12 protein-coding genes and 1 pseudogene are annotated in these 18720 nt (G+C 74.5%); 10 read left to right on the forward strand and 3 right to left on the reverse strand.

The genetic code is table 11. The features are described from left to right. Nucleotides 1–7: 7 nt before the first annotated feature. The 3 genes from ABD52_RS08175 to ilvA are packed head-to-tail and all read left to right on the forward strand — an operon-like array spanning nt 8 to nt 3574. Complete coding sequence (locus ABD52_RS08175) at nt 8–1420, forward strand: amidase (RefSeq protein ID WP_030271225.1); 1413 nt, start codon at nt 8–10, stop codon at nt 1418–1420. Between the two features lie 52 nt (nt 1421–1472). After that, nucleotides 1473–2357, forward strand: coding sequence for a DUF4328 domain-containing protein (locus ABD52_RS08180; protein ID WP_047891398.1), 885 nt, complete (start codon nt 1473–1475; stop codon nt 2355–2357). Further along, nucleotides 2354–3574 (forward strand): threonine ammonia-lyase, encoded by a 1221-nt coding sequence (gene ilvA / locus ABD52_RS08185; protein WP_013284132.1) that lies wholly within the window; start codon nt 2354–2356, stop codon nt 3572–3574. The genes ABD52_RS08180 and ilvA overlap by 4 nt, the downstream gene beginning before the upstream one ends. A 134-nt stretch (nt 3575–3708) precedes the next feature. Here ilvA and greA read toward each other — a convergent pair whose 3' ends face one another. Further along, nucleotides 3709–4209, reverse strand: a complete 501-nt coding sequence (greA, locus tag ABD52_RS08190; RefSeq protein ID WP_013284133.1) for a transcription elongation factor GreA — start codon at nt 4207–4209, stop codon at nt 3709–3711. A gap of 145 nt (nt 4210–4354) precedes the next feature. After that, entirely contained in the window at nt 4355–4789 is a 435-nt protein-coding gene (locus ABD52_RS08195; protein ID WP_013284134.1) for a DUF4307 domain-containing protein, read from the reverse strand. Between the two features lie 243 nt (nt 4790–5032). Between ABD52_RS08195 and mca the strand changes: the two genes are divergently transcribed. The 7 genes from mca (at nt 5033) to purE (ending at nt 13799) form a co-directional block, all read left to right on the forward strand. Next, the gene (gene mca, locus ABD52_RS08200; protein WP_013284135.1) at nt 5033–5914 is read left to right on the forward strand and encodes a mycothiol conjugate amidase Mca; all 882 of its coding nucleotides are present in this window, start codon (nt 5033–5035) and stop codon (nt 5912–5914) included. A gap of 48 nt (nt 5915–5962) precedes the next feature. Further along, nucleotides 5963–6247, forward strand: a complete 285-nt coding sequence (locus ABD52_RS08205) for a hypothetical protein (protein ID WP_013284136.1) — start codon at nt 5963–5965, stop codon at nt 6245–6247. Nucleotides 6248–6463: 216 nt separating this feature from the next. Further along, entirely contained in the window at nt 6464–8959 is a 2496-nt protein-coding gene (locus ABD52_RS08210) for a bifunctional diguanylate cyclase/phosphodiesterase (RefSeq protein ID WP_186461667.1), read from the forward strand. 111 nt (nt 8960–9070) lie between these two features. Continuing rightward, on the forward strand, nt 9071–9964 hold the full coding sequence (locus ABD52_RS08215) for a hypothetical protein (RefSeq protein WP_013474072.1): 894 nt from the start codon (nt 9071–9073) through the stop codon (nt 9962–9964). Nucleotides 9965–10049: 85 nt separating this feature from the next. After that, nucleotides 10050–12086 carry a thioredoxin domain-containing protein gene (locus ABD52_RS08220; RefSeq protein ID WP_047891399.1) on the forward strand — a complete coding sequence of 679 codons (2037 nt, stop codon included), beginning with the start codon at nt 10050–10052 and terminating at the stop codon, nt 12084–12086. A gap of 64 nt (nt 12087–12150) precedes the next feature. Continuing rightward, a complete protein-coding gene (locus tag ABD52_RS08225) occupies nt 12151–13308 on the forward strand; it encodes a 5-(carboxyamino)imidazole ribonucleotide synthase (protein WP_013284140.1) in 1158 nt (385 codons plus the stop codon). Next, nucleotides 13308–13799, forward strand: coding sequence for a 5-(carboxyamino)imidazole ribonucleotide mutase (gene purE, locus ABD52_RS08230; protein WP_047891400.1), 492 nt, complete (start codon nt 13308–13310; stop codon nt 13797–13799). The genes ABD52_RS08225 and purE overlap by 1 nt, the downstream gene beginning before the upstream one ends. Nucleotides 13800–14092: 293 nt before the next feature. Here purE and ABD52_RS08235 read toward each other — a convergent pair. Further along, a pseudogene (locus ABD52_RS08235) lies at nt 14093–18610 on the reverse strand (SCO7613 C-terminal domain-containing membrane protein); the annotation flags it as partial. Nucleotides 18611–18720 lie beyond the last annotated feature (110 nt).

Below are 18720 nucleotides of genomic sequence, written 5' to 3' on the forward strand. Positions count from 1 at the left end.
GGGGAGGGTGGCAGTGCCGGACATCTTGCCGACGACCTGGGTCGGGACGACCGCGAAACAGATCGCCCGGGCGGTACGCCGTGGCGACGTCTCCGCCACCCAGGTCGTCGCCGACCACCTGGACCACGTCGCCCGGGTCGACGCCGAGCTGGGCGCGTTCCGCACGGTCCGCGGCGGCGAGGCGATCACCGAGGCGGAGAAGGTCGACGAGCAGGAGGAACTGGCGAACCTGCCGCTCGCCGGGGTGCCGGTGGCGGTCAAGGAGAACACGCCGGTGGCCGGCCTGCCCACCTGGAACGGGTCGGCCGCGATGCGTACCGAGGTGGCGGAGGCCGACCACGAGGTGGTCCGGCGGCTGCGCGGCGCGGGCGCTGTCATCCTCGGGGTCACCCGGATGCCGGAGCTGGGCCTGTGGGCTCTCACCGACGACGACACCGCTGTGACCCGCAACCCGTGGGATCCGGCGCGTACCCCCGGCGGCTCGTCCGGCGGCGCGGCCGCCGCGGTGGCCGCCGGGCTGGTGCCGATGGCCCACGGCAACGACGGTCTCGGGTCGATCCGCATCCCGGCGGCCTGCTGCGGCCTGGTCGGGCTCAAGCCCGGCCGGGGCGTGGTGCCCTGCCAGCTCGGCGCGGACGACTGGTTCGGCCTCACCGAGCACGGCATGCTGACCAGCACCGTCGCCGACGCGGTGGTCGGTTTCTCGGTGCTGGCCGGCCGCCGGCCGGACAAGCTGGTCCCGCCGGAGCGGCTGCGGGTGGGCGTCTCGCTGCGCTCGCCGGTACGCGGCGTCTCGCCGGACGCGCCGAACCGGGACGCGGTCGCCGCCGCCGGCCGGCTGCTGGCCGCCGCCGGTCACGACACCGTGCCCGCCGACCCGGTCTACCCGACCCGGCTCGGCCTCCAGGGCATCGCCACCTGGTTCGCGGCGGCCGCCGCCGACGTGCGCGCCGCCGGGGTGGCGCCGCGTCAACTCCAGCGGCGCAGCCGCCGGCACGTCAGGCTCGGCGAGTGGGCGCAGCGCCGGGGGTACGTGCGGGAGGCCGACCGGGCCGCCTGGCGCGAACGGTCCGTGCACTTCTTCGCGGACAACTCGATCGACCTGCTGCTCACCCCGGCGCTGGCCGGGCCGCCGCCGGAGGCCGCCGGGTGGTCCGGCCGCTCCTGGCTGGCGAACATGTCGACCAACATCAGGTACGCCCCGTACGCGGCGCCGTGGAACATCGCCGGGCTGCCGTCGATCGTGGTGCCGGTCGGCCGCCGCCCGGACGGCCTGCCGGTGGGTGTGCAGTTCGTCGGCCCGCCCGGCTCCGAACTGCTGCTGCTCGGAGTGGCCGGCCAGTTCGAGTTGCAGGCGCCGTGGGCTCGGCACGCCCCCGGCTATCCCCGCGTCGGAACGGGGTCGCCGGCCGCCGGGTGATCGTCTAGCGTGTGCCCACCCCTGTCGCGCTCACCACCTCGGACGGTCCCCGATGCACTGCCAGACCTGCGGCGACGCCACGTCCCCGGCCTCCGAGGAGTGCCGGCGCTGCGGCACCCGAGTCGGTCAGCCCGCGGTGAGCCCCGGCGTGCCCACGTACGGGGTACGCGGCCTGGCCGTGGCCGGCGCGTCCGCGGTCGGTGCCGCCACCCTGTGCTACCTGCTCACCGCCCTGTTCCCGCTCGTGGGTGTGCGGATGGCCCGCTCGGCCGCCGAGCAGCTCGACCGGGACGTGCTGCTCGGCGCGGTGCTGGCCGAGGTGCTGTTCTCGGTGCCCTACCTGCTCGCGCTCCTGACTGCGGGGACGCTCGTGGTGATCTGGACCTGGCGGGCCCGCAAGAACCTGGACGCGTTCCCGGGCGCGGTGCCGAACCTGAGCCCGGCGTGGGCGATCGCGGGGTGGCTGGTGCCGCTGGCCAACCTCGTCGTACCGGCCCGGGTTCTCGCCGACCTGCTCCGCAACAGCGTGTGGCAGCGCCGCCAGTCGTGGCTGGTCGGGGTGTGGTGGGCGAGCTGGCTGGTGTTCCTGATCGGCGACCGGTTCGTCGCGCGGGCCGAGCAGCAGCGCTACGACCGGCTGACCGAGCTGCCCCGCAACGACGCGGAGTTCGCCACGTACGTGCGCTTCTACGAGGACGCGCTCGCGCCGCGGCTGGTGCCGGCGGTGGCCTGCCTGGTCGCCGGGATCGCGTTCGTCGTGCTGGTCCGCCGGATCTCCGCCGCCCAGCAGGACCGGCTCTCCCGGGCCGTGCCCGTGTGGCCCGGGCAGCCGGTCTGGCCCGGCCGACCGGGCTGGCCCGCGCCCGCCGCGCCGATGCCGGTTGCGCCGACGTCGCCGCAGGTTCCGCCCACCCCGGGTGGCACGATCGGGGCATGACGGAACTGGTCGGTCTCGCCGACGTACAGGCCGCGCGGGAACTGCTCGCCGGTGTCACCCGTACCACCCCGCTGGAGCCGTCGCGGCCGCTCAGCGCCGCGCTCGGCGGGCCGGTCTGGCTCAAGTGCGAGAACCTTCAGCGCGCCGGGTCGTACAAGGTGCGCGGTGCGTACGTGCGGATCTCCCGGCTCTCGGCCGAGGAACGGGCCCGCGGCGTGGTCGCGGCGAGCGCCGGCAACCACGCCCAGGGGGTGGCGCTCGCCGCCGGGCTGGTCGGCGCGCACGCCACCGTCTTCATGCCGGTGAACGCGCCGCTGCCGAAGGTCGCCGCGACCAAGGGGTACGGTGCGCAGATCGAGCTGGTCGGAAACACGGTGGACGAGTCGCTCGTCGCGGCGCAGACCTTCGCCGAGCGGACCGGAGCGGTGTTCATCCACCCGTTCGACCACCCGGACGTGATCGCCGGGCAGGGCACCGTGGCGCTGGAGATCCTCGAACAGTGCCCGGACGTGCGCACCATCGTGACCGGGGTGGGCGGCGGCGGCCTGGTCTCGGGCATGGCGGTGGCGGCCAAGGCGCTGCGTCCCGACGTACGCGTGATCGGGGTCCAGGCGGCGAGCGCCGCCGCCTTCCCGCCCTCGCTGCGGGCCGGCGAGCCGCTGCGGCTGCCCTCGTTCGCGACGATCGCCGACGGGATCGCGGTCGGCCGTCCGGGCGAGCTGACCTTCACCCATGTCCGCAAGCTCGTCGACGACGTCGTCACGGTCTCCGAGGAGGACATCTCCCGGGCGTTGCTGATGCTGCTGGAACGAGGCAAGCAGGTGGTCGAGCCGGCCGGCGCGGTCGGCGTGGCGGCGCTGCTGGCCGGCGCGGTGGAGGTGACCGCGCCGGTCGTCGCGGTGCTCTCCGGCGGCAACATCGATCCGCTGCTCATGCTCCGGGTGATCGAGCACGGCCTGGCGGCGGCGGGCCGGTTCCTGCGGATCACCGTGCGCTGCACGGACCGGCCCGGCCAGCTCGCCTCCCTGCTGAGCGAGATCGCCGAGCACCGGGCCAACGTGGTGGACGTGGTGCACCAGCGCGCCAACCCGCACCTGCGCCTCGGCGAGGTGGAGGTGGCCCTGTCCGTGGAGACCCGCGGGGTGGAGCACTCGGACACGCTGATCAGCGCGCTGCGGGCCAGCGGCTACCAGGTGGTCTTCACCGGCGAGGGCTGAGCCCTCGGCGGAACGCGAACGCCCCGGCCGGATGATCCGGTCGGGGCGTTCGGGTGTGCGGCTCGGGTCCGAGGAGGGCCTGTCAGCCTCGGTCGGGTTCGGGACCCGAGCCGTCCGGCGCGGGTCCGGAGGGGTCAGCCGCTGTACGGCTCGAAGGAGACGATGGTCACCTTGATATCGGCGCCGCTGGGCGCCGTGTAGGTGCAGGTCTGCCCTGCCTTGCCGCCGAGGATGGCCTTGCCGAGCGCGGACTCGGGGCTGTAGACCGTGAGGTCGGTGGTGGAGGCGATCTCCCGGGAGCCGAGCAGGAAGGTCTCGCTGTCGTCGGCGTCGTCGTCGAAGTAGATCTTCACGACCATGCCCGGCGACACCGCGTCGGTGTCCGGCGCCTCGCCGACCTTGGCGGTGCGCAGCAGCTCCTTGAGGTAGAGAATGCGGCCCTCGGCCTTGCCCTGCTCCTCGCGGGCGGCGTGGTAGCCGCCGTTCTCCCGCAGGTCGCCCTCCTCGCGCCGGGCGTTGATCTCGGCGGCGATGACCGGTCGGTTGGCGATCAGCTCGTCGAGCTCGGCCTGCAGACGGTCGTAGGCGTCCTGGGACAGCCAGGTGGCGGGCGCCTCGTTTCCATTTGTGGACACAGGCGGTCTCCTCGATTGGTGCGGACTGGCTGACAGGTGAACTTGCAAGGCTACCAGTGCGGGTCGCGTCGAGGTGTGATCAATCACCCCGGGTGCCGGCGGCGGGACCGGGGTGCGGTGGCCGGCGACTCGCCGGCGGTCCGGCTCAGCCGGCGGGCCGGCAGCGCAGGACCTCGCCGATGAACGGCCGGGCGCTCGTGGGGACCTCCTGCCGGGTCCGGATGTGGCGCTGGCCGGGCTCCGCGGTCACGGTGGCCTCGGCGCTGCCCACCTGGGCCCCGTCGTGGGAGCGGGCCCGCAGCAGACAGGTGGCGGAGCCGCCCGGTGGCACGGTGACCCGGAAGTCGACGATCACCCGGGAGTCGGTGATGTCGGTGTAGCTGATCATCTCGCCCTGGTACTCCGGGTCGCCGTACTGGTAGTAGAGCTTCGCCGCGCCCAGGCCGAGGACGGCGAGCATGACCGTCACCGTCAGGGCGAGCAGGACCGGCCGGCGGCGCCCCGGCTCCCGGCGGCGGCCGTAGCGGCCCGGCGGGAAGACCGGTGCCTTCGCGGCGACTGTGGCGTGCGTCTCGCTCACCGGCGGGTATCTCCTGGCGTTGTTGTCGGCGGCATCGGCAAGAATGGCTAGGTCCATCTTCCCAGCCCGGCGCTGAGTCAAGGATGGCAGGTCGGCCTGGACCGGCGGGCGTGGCCCTGGCCACTCCGGTGGCGGCCCCCGACCGGCCGTCACGGGGGCTTTCGCGGGCGCGGGGGGAGATTCCGGCAGGTCAGCCGGCCGGCCCGGGGGTCGGTCGGCGGGCACAGACGAGGAGCGCCGAAGGTGGCAGAACAGCTGCGTCTCATGGCGGTGCACGCCCATCCCGACGACGAGTCGAGCAAGGGCGCCGCCACCATGGCGAAATACGTCGCCGAGGGGGTGGACGTCCTGGTCGTCACCGCCACCGGTGGCGAGCGGGGCAGTGTGCTCAACCCCAAGATGGACCGCCCCGACGTCTGGGCGAACATCGGTGACATCCGGCGGGCCGAGATGGACGCCGCCCGGGCCATCCTCGGCGTCGAGCAGGCGTGGCTCGGTTTCGTCGACTCCGGGCTGCCCGAGGGCGACCCGCTGCCGCCGCTGCCGGAGGGCTGCTTCGCCCTCCAGGACGTGGACGTCGCAGCCGCGCCGCTGGTGCGCCTGATGCGGCAGTTCCGCCCGCACGTCGTCACCACGTACGACGAGGAGGGCGGCTACCCGCACCCCGACCACATCATGACCCACAAGATCACCGTGGCGGCGTTCGACGCGGCCGGTGACCCGGACCGCCACCCCGAGCTGGGCGAGCCGTGGCAGCCGCTGAAGCTCTACTACGACGTGGGCTTCTCCCGGGCCAAGATCATGAGTTTGCACGAGGCGGTGCTCGCCGCCGGGCTCGAGTCGCCGTACGGCGAGTGGATGAAGCGCTGGGACGAGCGCCCCGACAAGGGCGCCCGGATCACCACCCGGGTCGAGTGCGCCGACTACTTCCCGGTCCGCGACGACGCGCTGCGCGCGCACGCCACCCAGATCGACCCGGACGGCTTCTGGTTCCAGGTGCCGATGGAGTTGCAGAAGCGCGCCTGGCCGACGGAGGACTTCCAGCTCGCCCGCTCGCTGGTCGACAGCCCGCTGCCCGAGTCCGACCTGTTCGCCGGCGTACGAGAGGCGTGCCGTGCCCACTGACCCGGCCGGGGTCTACCCTGGTGCTCAGTCGCACATCGGAGGAACACCATGCTGACCACCGTCGAGGTGCTCGCGCAGAACAACTTCGGTGACACCCGTACGGGTGGTCTGGCCGGTCCGATGGGCCTCTTCCTCATCGTCGCGCTGGCCACCGTCACCGTCCTGCTGATCCGCAACATGAACGCCCGGCTGCGCCGGCTGCCCGACCGCTTCCCGCAGCAGGGCACCCCCGGCCGGGCCGATTCCGCAGTCGCCGATCCGACAGACGGGCTCGTCGAGCAGGATTCACCGACGAATGCGCCCAACGGCTCCCAGCAGCACCGGAACAGCTGAACACCGCGTGAATCACGTCGAAGCCGGTTGTCGCCCCCTGTTGCGACCACCGGCTTTGGCTTAGCCTTCCGCCGGGGGGACCGTCAGGCCCCGGACCCTGCGCGGAAGGGGGACGCCGATGTCGAAGACAGCACCGGCCCCCGACCATGCCCCGGCCCGACCCGTCGACGGGGCGGCCCCGTGACCACCGAGCCGGCCGACCGTTCCCCCGACCGGATCGGCCTGCGCGGGACACCGGTGGGCGTCGTCCTGCTCACCGTCGCGGTCGCGCTGACCGGTCTGCTCGCCGCCGCGCTCGGCCTCACCGTCCCGTCGCACCTGCCGGCCGACCACCCGCTGCCCGGTCCGGCACGCTTCGGCATCGCCATCGTCGCGTTCGCGGTGGCCCAGCTCGCCCGGCTGCGCTTCCGTACCGCCTCGGGCATGGTGAGCATCACCTGGGGCGAGGCCGCGCTCGTGGTCTGCCTCTGGCTGGTGCCGGCGGGCTGGCTCCCGGCCGCGGCCCTGCTGGGCGTGGGCGCCGCCTGGACCGTGATGTCGATGGTCTCCGACCGCCGTCCGGCGCTGGAACTGGTGGCGATCGCCGGTTCGCTCACCGCCGCCACCGCGCTCGCCGCCGCGGTGGCCACCGCGCTCGGCCCGCCGCTGCTCGCCGCGCCCACCCCGGAGCTGGCGCTCACGCTCACCGCCGCCGCGGTCACGTACCTGCTCACCACCGCCTTCCTGGGCGCCGTCACGCTCGCCCTGCGGCACGGCATCGCGATCGGTCCGCCGCTGCTCGCCGCGCTGCGCGGCAAGCTGCTCATGTTCGTCGGCAACGTGGCGGTCGGCCTGGTGGTCGTCGCGCTGCTCGAACTCGACGCGCGCTGGCTGCTGCTCCTGCCGCCGCCGCTCTGGCTGCTCCAGCAGACCTACCGCCACCGGCTCCGGGCCGACCAGGAGCGGCGTACCTGGCGGGCGTTCGCCGAGGCCACCGCCGCACTCAACCAGCTCGACGAGCGCGGCGTGGCGACCGCCGCGGTGACCGGCGCGCTCACCCTGTTCGGCGCGGAACTGGTCGAGGTCGACGTGGCCCGGGGCGAGGGACGCTGGCGCCGCTACCGGGCCGACCGCGGCGGGCAGGTACGCGACCGGGAGGTGGAGCCGTCCGCCGGCGCCGACGCGGGGGAGCACGAACTGGTGCGCCGCCTCGCCGTGGGATCCGCCGACGTCGGCCGCCTGCGGGTGCGGTTCGCCCGGTCCGCCCCGCCGAGCGCCCGGGAACGCGACGGCGTGGCGGCCTTCGGCGACGCGCTGGCCGCCGCCCTGCACGACGCCGCCACGCACCGGGAGCTGCGGCTGGTCACCGCCCGCTCGTCGTACGACGCGGTGCACGACCAGCTCACCGGACTGCTCAACCGGGCGGCGCTGCTGGCCAAGGGGGACCAGGCGCTGCGGCAGCGCGCGCACGACCACCCGGTGGCCCTGCTGCTGCTCGACGTGAACCAGTTCAAGGAGGTCAACGACACGCTCGGGCACTCGGCGGGCGACCAGTTGCTGCGGCTCACCTCCAACCGGCTCGCCGCGCTGACCCGGCCGGGTGACCTGCTCGGGCGCCTCGGCGGCGACGAGTTCGCGCTGCTGCTGACCTCGGTGCCGCTGGTCGAGGACCGGACGGCCCCGCTGGCGTACGCGCTGCGCCAGGCCCGGGAGGTCGCCGAGCGCCTCGCCGCACCGACCGAGGTGGCCGGGGTGCGGATGTCCGTGGAGGTCGCGGTGGGCGTCGTGGTCGCCGACGCAGGCGCGGCCGACCTGACGGAGCTGCTGCGGCGCGCCGACATCGCCATGTACCAGGCGAAGGAGGGCGGCGGCAGCGTCGCCGCGTACGACAGCTCCCGCGACGCGGCGAGCACCGACCACCTGGCGCTGCTCGCGGAGATGCGGGAGGCTCTCGCCGCCGACGACCAGCTGGTGCTGGCGTTGCAGCCGGCGGTGGACCTGGCGACCGGCGCGCCGACCGGGGTGGAGGCGCTGATCCGGTGGCGGCATCCGCGCCGGGGCTGGCTCGGTCCGGCCGACTTCATCCGCCCGGTGGAGAACAGCGAGCAGCTCGGCAGCTTCACCCGGTACGTGCTGGACAAGGCGCTGGAGGTCGCCTCCGGATGGGCGCGGGACGGGCTGGACGTCCCGATCTCGGTGAACCTGTCCGCGCGCAGCCTGCTCGACCCGCGGCTGCCCGCCGAGATCGAGGAGGCGCTGCGCCGCCACCAGGTGCCGCCGCACCGGCTGGTCCTGGAGATCACCGAGACGGTGGTGATGAGTGAGCTGGAGGTCATCGACGAGGTGCTGGCCACGCTGCGTGGCATGGGCGTGCAGCTCGCCGTGGACGACTTCGGCACCGGGTTCTCGTCGCTGACGTTCCTCACCCGCATCGCCGTCGACGAGTTGAAGGTCGACCGCTCGTTCGTGCTCCGGATGGCCGACTCGCCGGAGGCGGCGGCGATCGTCCGGACCACCGTCGGGTTGGCCCACGAACTGGGCCTGCGGGTGGTGGCCGAGGGTGTCGAGACCGCCGAGCAGCGCACCGCGCTGGCCGAGCTGGGCTGCACCGCCGCCCAGGGCTACCACTTCTTCAAGCCGATGCCGGCTGACAAGATCGCCGCGGTGCTCGCGTCGCTGCGCGACGCGGCCCGGGGCAACGTGTTCCCGCTGCGCGCCGACGGCGCCTCCTGATCGGTCCGTCCGCCGTGGACGGGGCAGCGGAGGACGCCCGGCCGGTCCTACGCTGCTGGCACGGCGGGCACGACAGGCGTCCCCGCTGACGTCCACACGGGGAGGACGACGATGAGACGTTCCTGGCGACGGATCCTGCTCGCTTCGACCATGGCGTTGACCACCGGCGCCGCCGGCCTGGTGATGCCCGCGCCGGCGCAGGCCCGGCCGGCGGAGTCCTGGTCGTTCGCCGTCACCGGCGAGCCGGGTGATCCGATCACCGCCGGCAACTCCTACTCCTACAGCTCCGCCGCACCGACACCGGGCGACGAGATGAACGCGTGGGGCCACGACCAGCAGCACTTCGGGATGGAGTTCTGGAGCGACGCCGACAACACCTGGCGTCTGGAGATCAGCGCCCCGGCCGGCCAGCCGCTGAAGGCGGGCGACACCTACCAGAACGTCGGCCAGCCGGACGGGAGCGGCACGGCCGGCATCCGCCTCTACAACGGCGGTTGGGGGCGCTCCTGCGCGCAGAGCACCGGTTCGTTCACGGTCCTCGACGCCGCGTGGGGGCCCTTCGACTACGTCGAGCGCTTCGACGCCACCTTCGAGATCCGGTGCGAGGGCGCGACCGGCGGCCTACGCGGCCAGGTCCACATCGGCAACCCGCCGCCGCTGCCGGCGCTCGACGTCACACTGACCGTCGATCCGGTCGCGACGGTGGACAACAAGGGCATCGCCACCGTCCGCGGCTCGATCACCTGCACCCGGGCGGACTCCTTCTCCATCGCGGGCGAACTCGTCCAGGAGCAGAAGAAGGCGGGCATGGTGCGTGGCTACTTCTCACCCCACATCCCGTGCGTTCCGGGCCAGGTGGTGCCGTGGTCGGCCACCACCTACCCGGCCGACGTCAAGTTCCAGCGCGGCACCGCCCAGGCGGTCAGCGAGATCCTGGTCCGCGACTTCGAGTACTGGAACGAGTTCACCGTGCGGGACACCTCGACGCTCACCCTGACCCGGTGAGACGGCGGCCGGGCCGGGACCACGACCCCTGCCCGGCCGCCGCACTCGCGCCGCACCGGCTCCGCGCGCTCGCTAAGGTCGGGTGGTGAACCGACTCGCCGAGGCCACGTCGCCCTACCTGCTCCAGCACGCCGACAACCCGGTCGACTGGTGGCCCTGGTGCGACGAGGCGTTCGCCGAGGCGAAACGGCGCGACGTGCCGGTGCTGATCTCGGTCGGCTACGCGGCCTGCCACTGGTGCCACGTCATGGCCCACGAGTCGTTCGAGAACGAGGCAGTCGCCCGGCTGATGAACGACGACTTCGTCTGCGTCAAGGTCGACCGCGAGGAGCGCCCCGACGTCGACGCGGTCTACATGACCGCCACCCAGGCGATGACCGGGCAGGGCGGCTGGCCGATGACCGTCTTCGCCACGCCGGACGGCACCCCGTTCTTCTGCGGCACGTACTTCCCCCGCGCCAACTTCATCCGGCTGCTCGGCTCGGTCGCCACCGCCTGGCGCGACCAGCGCGAGGCGGTGCTGCGGCAGGGCACCGCAGTGGTCGAGGCGATCGGCGGCGCGCAGGCCGTCGGCGGCGTCACCGCCCCGCTCACCGCCGAACTGCTCGACGCCGCCGCGAGCCGGCTCGCCGGGGAGTACGACGAGACGAACGGCGGTTTCGGCGGCGCACCGAAGTTCCCGCCGCACATGAACCTGCTCTTCCTGCTCCGGCACCACCAGCGCACCGGCTCGGCGCGCAGCCTGGAGATCGTCCGGCACACCTGCGAGGCGATGGCCCGCGGCGGCCTCAACGACCAGCTCGCCGGTGGCTTCGCCCGCTACTCGGTGGACGGCCACTGGACCGTGCCGCACTTCGAGAAGATGCTCTACGACAACGCGCTGCTGCTGCGGGTCTACACCCAGCTCTGGCGGCTCACCGGCGACCGGCTGGCCCGCCGGGTGGCCCGCGACACCGCCCGCTTCCTCGCCGACGAGCTGCACCGCGCCGGTGAGGGCTTCGCCTCCGCGCTCGACGCGGACACCGAGGGCGTCGAGGGGCTCACCTACGTCTGGACGCCCGGCCAGCTCGTCGAGGTGCTGGGGGAGGACGACGGCCGCTTCGCCGCGGACCTCTTCGAGGTCACCGCCGACGGCACGTTCGAGCACGGCACCAGCGTGCTGCGGCTGGCCCGGGACGTCGACGACGCCGACCCGGAGGTGCGGGCCCGCTGGCAGGACGTGGTGGGCCGGCTGCTGGCCGCCCGCGACACCCGGCCCCAGCCCGCCCGCGACGACAAGGTGGTGGCCGCCTGGAACGGGCTCGCGATCACCGCCATCGCGGAGTTCCAGCAGGTCGCCGCGCTGCTCGTGTCGCCCGACGATGAGGACGCGAACCTGATGGACGGCGTGCTCATCGTCTCCGACGGTGCGATGCGGGACGCCGCCGAGCACCTGGCCACCGTGCATCTCGTGGACGGCCGGCTGCGCCGCGTCTCCCGGGACAAGGTCGTGGGTCAGCCGGCCGGGGTGCTGGAGGACTACGGCTGCGTCGCCGAGGCGTTCTGCGCGATGCATCAGCTCACCGGCGAGGGGCGGTGGCTGACGCTGGCCGGTGAGCTGCTCGACGTGGCGCTGGCCCGGTTCGCCGGCCCGGACGGCGCCTTCTACGACACCGCCGACGACGCCGAGCGCCTGGTCACCCGGCCCGCCGACCCGACCGACAACGCGACCCCGTCGGGCCGGTCGGCGATCGTCGCGGCGCTCGTGGCGTACGCGGCGCTGACCGGCGAGACCCGCTACCGGGAGGCGGCCGAGAAGACGCTGACGACGGTCGCGCCGATCGTCGACAGGCACGCCCGGTTCACCGGGTACGCGGCCACCGTCGGCGAGGCGCTGCTGTCCGGGCCGTACGAGATCGCTGTGGCGACCGGTGACCCGGAGGGCGACCCGCTGGTGGCCGCCGCCCGGCGCCACGCCCCGCCCGGCGCGGTGGTGGTGGCCGGCGCCCCGGACCAGCCCGGCGTGCCGCTGCTGGCCGGGCGGCCGTTCGTCGACGGGAAGCCCGCCGCGTACGTCTGCCGGGGCTTCGTCTGCCAGCGCCCGGTGACCGGCGTCGAGGAGCTGATCGCGCAGCTCGGCTGAGCGGAGTGGGCCGGGCCGCCCTCACGGTCCGGCCCGGCACCGGCCCTTATAGGCTGGCGGCGCTATGGACTCCCGTACTGGTCTCCCCGTCGTGGGCATGGTGGGTGGCGGCCAGCTGGCCCGGATGACCCACCAGGCCGCCATCGCTCTCGGCCAGTCGCTGCGCGTGCTGGCGCTCGCCCCGGACGACGGTGCCGCGCTGGTCGCTGCCGACGTCCAGTACGGCGACCACACCGACCTGGCCGCGCTGCGGACGTTCGCCAAGGGCTGCGACGTGGTCACCTTCGACCACGAGCACGTCCCCAACGAGCACATCCGCACCCTGACCGACGAGGGCGTGAAGCTGTTCCCGCCGGCCGAGGCGCTGGTGCACGCGCAGGACAAGCGGGTGATGCGGGAACGGCTCGGCGAGCTGGGCGCGCCGAACCCGGCGTGGCGTCCGGTGGAGTCCCCGGCCGACCTGATCGCCTTCGGCGAGGAGACCGGCTGGCCGGTGGTGCTCAAGGCCGCCCGGGGCGGCTACGACGGGCGCGGCGTCTGGATGGTCGACGACGCCGGTCAGGCCGGTGAGCTGGCCGCCACGCTGCTCGCCGGTGGCACGCCGCTGCTGGTCGAGGAGCGGGTGGCGCTGCGCCGGGAACTGGCCGTGCAGGTGGCGCGCTCGCCGTTCGGGCAGGTCGCCGCGTACCCGGTGGTGGAGACGGTGCAGCGCGACGGCATCTGCGTCGAGGTGCTGGCGCCCGCGCCCGACCTGCCCGAGGAGCAGGCCGTGGCCGCGCAGCAGCTCGCCATCGACCTGGCCACCGCGCTCGGCGTGGTCGGCCTGCTCGCGGTGGAGCTGTTCGACACGCCGTCCGGGCTGGTCGTCAACGAGCTGGCGATGCGGCCGCACAACTCCGGGCACTGGACCATCGAAGGGGCCCGGACCTCCCAGTTCGAGCAGCACCTGCGGGCGGTGCTCGACTACCCGATGGGGGACACCTCGCTGACCGCGCCGGTCGTGGTGATGGCGAACGTGCTGGGTGGCGCGCCGGGCGGCAAGTCCATCGACGAGCGGCTGCACCACCTGTTCGCCGCCGAGCCCGGGGCCAAGGTCCACCTGTACGGCAAGCAGGTGCGCCCGGGCCGCAAGATCGGGCACGTCACCGTGCTCGGCAACGACCTGGACGACGTACGGGCCCGGGCCGCGCGTGCCGCCCGCTGGCTCCAGGAGGGGCACTGATGAGCACCGTCGGGCTGATCATGGGCAGCGACTCGGACTGGCCGGTCATGAAGGCCGCCGCCGAGGCGCTCGACGAGTTCGGCGTGCCGTACGATGTTGGTGTGGTCTCGGCGCACCGCACCCCGGTCAAGATGATCGAGTACGGCCGGGCCGCCGCCGGACGTGGTGTCCAGGTGATCATCGCGGGCGCGGGCGGAGCGGCTCACCTGCCCGGCATGGTCGCCTCGGTCACCCCGCTGCCGGTGATCGGTGTCCCGGTGCCGCTGAAGTACCTGGACGGCATGGATTCGCTGCTGTCCATCGTGCAGATGCCGGCCGGCGTGCCGGTCGCCACCGTGTCGATCGGCAACGCCCGCAACGCCGGCCTGCTCGCGGTACGCATCCTGGGCGCCTCCGACCCGGTGCTGCGCGACAGGATGGCCGCCTACCAGGCGAGCCTGGAGGACCTGGTCGCGGAGAAGGATGCCGCGCTGCGCGCCTCCCTGATCTGACCGTCTCGTCACTCTCTGTTTCCCAGGTGTCTGGTCGCTCAGCGTGACCGGCCGGGCCGACGCGTGTCTGTGCCCTCCGCCCACTTTGCTCTGCAGCCATCGGCGCAGCACGGCTCTGACCTGCAACCCGGCCTCGCGCCCCCAAACGGCTCGGCGGCGGCCGTCGTCACAGTGGGTGACTGCTGCGTCAGTGGGTGCAGAGCAAAGTCGGTAGAAGGGCACCATCGCCGTCGCAGCCCGTCGACACGGAGCGTGACCTGATCAGTCGCGCCCCAGGCCCGACCGGGACCGGCTCACCGCATGCCGCGCAGGGCGGTCTGGAGGCGCTCCTGGGCACGGCGGCGGCGTTCGTTGCTCGCACCGAGCACCAGCAGCACGATGCCGACCGGGATCAGGACCAGCCACGGGCCGAGGCTGAACAACGCGTGCACGGCCGCGATAGCGGTCACCGTCGCCCCGACGATCACCGGGGCCTGCTGCCGGCTGGTCGAGCCGAAGATCAGCACCGCGACGGCGCCGAGCAGCAGCAGCACCTGACGCAGCATGCTGGATTCGGTCGCGATCACGATCGCCAGCGTGGGCAGGAACGCGGTGACCAGCGCCGGCCCGTACGCCACCCAGCTCGACAGGTCGGGCCGGTGCCGCAGTTGCAGGACGCCGACCAGCAGGGCCAGCGCGGCGAACGGCAGCGTGTACGCCTCCGGCAGCGCCACGTCGGCCACCCGCATCAGGATCCACCAGGCGCTGATCTCGCAGGCCACCACCGCCCAGAACAGCAGGTTGCGTTCCATCGGACGGCGTCCCGGACGGCTGGCCGCCACCCCGAGGACCGCGCCCCAGGCGGCCAGCAGCGCGGCGATGTGCCGGGGCGAGTCGTACGCCAGCGCCAGCGCGATGAGCGCCGCCCCGTAGCCGCTCCACTCGACTGTGGCCGCCTCCCGGTACGCCTCGGGACGGCGCAGCCGGGGCAGCATGGCGGCGAACACCTGCAACGCCGCGCCGACGGCAAGCACCCCGAACGCGGACCAGACGGCCGCCAGCCCGGACTTCAGGCCGATGGTGAGCACGAACAGCTGAGCCATCACCGAGCCGAACAACCAGCCCAGGATGCGCGCCCGCTGGGTGGTGCCGAACAGCGCGGCGACAGCACCCACGCCGACCGCCCCGCCGAGTGTGAACACGGTCAGGTCGCTCGTGGCGAGGCTGCCGGCCAGCCCGGCGCCACCGGCGGCCAGCCCCAGCGCGAAGACCAGCACCCGGGCCACCCGGATCGACCGGCCCGGCTCGGCGATCGCCGGTGGCGGGGTCAGCGCCAGCCCGAGCATCGAGATGGTGAACACCGCGAGCGCGGCAAGCGCGGTCACCGGCCAGCCCCGCCCCAGCGCCACCGGCGTGATCAGCAGGGTGATCGCCGCGCCGGGCAGGATCACCGGCACCGCCCGGGACCGCCGGCCGCCGCTGAACCCGGTGGCGGCCAGCGCCGCGGTCACCGTCAGCAGCAGCGCGGTGAGCACGTGCGTGGGGTTGACCGCCTCCGGCGGCGGGGTCAGCAACTCCGGTGGTGGCCCCTGCCACACCCGGCCCAGCACCGCGAACGGCGAGAACAGCGCCACCACGAGTGAGGGTGCCAGAGTGGCCAGCGCCAGTGCGGTGGGCAGCGCCGCGGCGGCGAGCGCGCCGGCCGCCGGGCTGACCCGCCAGCGCAGCTCGGGATCGTCCGGGGCACGTCGTAGCGCCCCGTTGAGCAGCACGGTCCAGCGGCGTACCGGCCGGCCCGAACCGGCGGGCGGGACGGTGGCCGCCCGTACCAGTTCGGCGAGCACACCGAGCAGCGCGGCGGCGGCGGCGAACACGCCCGCCGGCAGGCCGACAGCGAGCGCCGCGGCGGCGGTCACTGTGGCCGCGCCGACCACCGCGACGCTGGCGTACGGGAGGTATTGCGGCACCTGCCGACGTACCGCCGCGATCGCGGCCAGCCCGATGCTGGCGGCGGCGAGCGCGGCGGTGAGCACCACCTGCGGTGGGCGGCCGTACTCGACTGCCAGCGCGGCCACCGCGCCGGGCAGCGCGAGCAGTGCGGCTCCGGCGCCCGCGCCGCCCACCTGCACCAGGTGCGGCGGCATGCCCTCGCTGCGGATGTCGTCGACGAGGGAAGGCGCGAGCGTGCGGGCCACTGCGGCCACCGTCGCACCGATCAGCGCGATGCTGCCCAGCGCCAGCGCTGTCGTCCACGGCCGTACCAGCCCGGCCCCGGCCGCGTGCAGAGCCACCACCCCGGCCACTGTGGCCCGGGACAGCGCGGCCCGGGGATCGACAGCGGCCGCGGCGGCCATGCCGTAGACGGTGGCCACCATGCAGCCGACCAGCACCGGGGACCACCAGGGCAGGTCGAACGCGGCCGGTGCGCCCACCGTGGCGAGCACGGCGGCCAGGCCGGAGACGTCGTACTTCCACGGCGGCGGCAGGAGGATCGCCGCGGTCACCCCCAGCAGCGCCAGCGCCACCGGGGCCTGCCAGGTCGACCCGCCGGTCGGCGCGGCCGGCCAGCCGGACAGGTCACCGGCCCAGATCGGGCCGGGGGTGGCCAGCACGCCGAGTCCGCCGCGCAACGCGCTCCAGGCGGCGATCAGGCCGATCAGCGTGCCACCGGCGGCGATGCCGAGAATCGGGCCGCGCCGCCACTCCTCGGGCAGCGCGCGGGCGGCCACCGCCACCAGCAGCACCAGCGCGGAGGCCACCACGAGCTGACCGCCGGGGGCGAGCACCGCGGCGATCCGGGCCAGCGTGGCGACGAGCGCCACTGTGGTGGCGGCGAGCGCCAGGTCGGACCCGTCGAGGGACATGTCCGCGCGGCGGCCGGCGTCGATGCGTGGGGCGAGCGCCAGCAGCGCGGCGGCGACCAGGAGCAGACTCCCCACCCAGGCGTCGGCCGAGGTCGCGCCCGGCGCGCCGAACGCGGCGGCGGCGACCGCCACCGCGCCGAGCACCGTACCGAGCGCGTGCGGCATGCTCAGGTGCCGCTGCGCCACCTGCACCAGGGCGGCGTAGCCGAGCGTGACACAGACGGCGAGGAAGCTCGCCGCGAGGATCGGCACGGTGATCTCGCGCAGGTTCGCCGGTGTGGCGACCGGCGGCGTCGGCACCGTGGCCGCCACGAACGCGGCGACGGCACCGGGCAGGGCGAACGCCGCGCCGCCCGCGGCCCAGGAGCAGACCGTCTCCGTCGCGGCGGCGGCGAGCCGGACCCGCGGGGCGAGGGACACCAGCGCCCCGGCCAGGAACAGAACAGTCAGCGCGGCGGCGGTGAGCGCCGGGCGAGCGAGCGAAGCACCCGCGCCGACCAGGCCCAGCCCGGCCGCTGTCACCGCGTGCGCCACAGCGGACCGTTCGGTGCGTGCGGTCAGCCCGAGCACGCCGACCGCTACCGCTGTGAGCAGCATCGGCCAGCAGGCCGCCGCCCAGCCCAGACCGAGCGACGCGGGTACGGCGAGCGCGGTGAGCGCCGCGCCGACCACTGCGAACTCGCGCCGGATCTCGGCCGGCAGCGCGATCACGGCGGCGATCGTGAGCAACGACGCGCTGGCCGCGAGCTGCCAGCCGGTCGGGCCGACCGCCCGGGCCAGCTCGGCGTGCCATCCGGTCAGATCCGCCGACCACGCCGGCAAGGCGGCCCGGACCGGGGCCAGCCCGGCGCGCAGCGCGCCACCGGCGACCACCAGGCCGCTGACCGTGAGCGCCACCGCGGAGGCGATCTGCGGGCCACGCCGGGCCGTCTCCGGTACGGCCCGGACGGCGAGCCCGGTCAGCGCGATGACGGCGGAGATGAGCAGCAGGGACCGGCCGGGCAGAGCCACCGAGGCGACCCGGCCGAGAGCGCCGATGACCGCCAGCGTGAGGATGCCGGCGCCCACGTCCGGCAGCGGCGGCCGGCGCAGCACGAGCGTCCCGGCCAGCGCGACCAGGGCGGCGAGCAGCAGCACCGTGCCCGCGGCGGCGGCCGGCGGCACCGTGGTGGCGCGCAGCAGTCCGGTCACCGCGTACGCCAGCGCGACAGCGACCGCCACGCCGTGCAGCAGCCAGGTCAGCTCGGGCAGCCACGGCACCGGCCGGGCGGTGGCGGTGGCGCCCGGACCCGATGGTGTCTCACCGCCCAGCACCTCGGCGGACTCCTCCGGCGCCGACTCGGGCCGGTCGTCGTCGGCGCGCTGCCGGGGCGGGACGGGAGGTGCCGGCTCGGTGACGGGCAGGTCCCGCCGGACGGGCCGCTCGCGTACCACCGCCGAGCGCGCGAGCGCCAGGTCGAGCACTGCCACCACGGTCAGCACCAGCGCCCAGCCGACCGGCCCGGTGATCCGCTCGTACGCCAGCAGCGGCAGCACCGGCTGGGCGGCCAGCACTGTGGCGAAGCGTGGCGCGCGCAGACCCGTCCCGTACGCGTACCCGAGAGCGACGAGCGTGGTGACCAAAAAGATCGTCCCGGCGAACGCGGCACCCGACGAGCCGCCGCCGATCCGGTCCACGGCCCAGAGCGCGTACCCGGCCAGCGGCACCAGCAGCAACCCGACCGCGGCGATGGTCTCGGCGGTGGAGGTGAGCCCGCGCCGGGCCAGCACCGGCGGGGCGAGCAGCATCAGCGCCGTCGCCACCAGCAGCACGCCGAGGCGGGCCAGCGCGTCCATCGAGCTGGTGGCGACCGCGGCGAAGACCACCGCGGCGACGCCGAGCAGGAGCGCGCCCAGCCCGAGCGGGATGTTCTGCACCTCGCGCGAGGACGCCTCGGGCGGGTGCTCCGGGTCGTCCGCGTCGAGCCAGCGGGGGCGGCCGCGCGGCGGCGACGGGGGCGGTGGACCCTGAAGTAGGCCGCGGAAACGCCGCACCCGCTTCCGGTTGGCGTGGCGGCTGGGGGGGCGCGGTGAGGCGT

The organism is Micromonospora sp. RV43 (assembly GCF_001029515.1).
In the GTDB taxonomy this organism is placed as follows: Bacteria; Actinomycetota; Actinomycetes; order Mycobacteriales; family Micromonosporaceae; genus Micromonospora; species Micromonospora aurantiaca.

Coding starts and splice junctions, on each gene's coding strand:
- ABD52_RS08180 (WP_047891398.1), top strand. CDS start 1,473: ATGCACTGCCAGACCTGCGGCGACGCCACGTCCCCGGCCTCCGAGGAG.
- ilvA (WP_013284132.1), top strand. CDS start 2,354: ATGACGGAACTGGTCGGTCTCGCCGACGTACAGGCCGCGCGGGAACTG.
- ABD52_RS08205 (WP_013284136.1), top strand. CDS start 5,963: ATGCTGACCACCGTCGAGGTGCTCGCGCAGAACAACTTCGGTGACACC.
- ABD52_RS08215 (WP_013474072.1), top strand. CDS start 9,071: ATGAGACGTTCCTGGCGACGGATCCTGCTCGCTTCGACCATGGCGTTG.
- ABD52_RS08225 (WP_013284140.1), top strand. CDS start 12,151: ATGGACTCCCGTACTGGTCTCCCCGTCGTGGGCATGGTGGGTGGCGGC.
- purE (WP_047891400.1), top strand. CDS start 13,308: ATGAGCACCGTCGGGCTGATCATGGGCAGCGACTCGGACTGGCCGGTC.